Annotated in this window: 1 pseudogene; it reads left to right on the top strand. The window is 70.0% G+C overall.

The window, feature by feature from the left end:
- Positions 1-13: 13 nt before the first annotated feature.
- Positions 14-486, top strand: a pseudogene (locus tag RNB18_RS51120) (dehydrogenase); the annotation flags it as partial.

Below are 486 nucleotides of genomic sequence, written 5' to 3'. Positions count from 1 at the left end.
ACCGCCGGGTGTGGTGCTCTACGACACCGCCCCGACCGCGCTGTTGGCGATCTACGGCAAGACCCTGCCGTCTCGTTACGCCCGCGCGTTGAGCCGATACGCCTACGGCCCGGGGGTCGCGAAGGTCGATTTCGTGCTGAGCGGCGAGATACCTTGGCGTGACCCGCGTCTGGCCGAGGCGCCGACGCTGCATCTGGGCGGCAGCCGCGCGCAGATGGCATTGGCCGAGTCCGAGATCGCGGCGGGCCGTCACGCCGAGTGGCCCATGGTGCTGGCCGCACTCCCCCATCTCGCCGACCCGTCGCGCGTCGATGACGCCGGCCGCCGCCCGCTGTGGACCTACGTCCACGTACCCAACAACTCCACGCGGGATTTGGCCGAGACGGTGACCGGGATCTTCGAACGGTTCGCGCCGGGCTTTCGCGATCTGGTGGTCGCCGTGCGCAGCGTGCCCGCGTCGCGGATGGACGAACACAACGCCAACCT

The sequence above is a fragment of the Streptomyces doebereineriae genome (assembly GCF_031845645.1).
Classification (GTDB): domain Bacteria; phylum Actinomycetota; class Actinomycetes; order Streptomycetales; family Streptomycetaceae; genus Streptomyces; species Streptomyces canus.
This window is presented reverse-complemented; position numbering and strand designations above follow the sequence as displayed.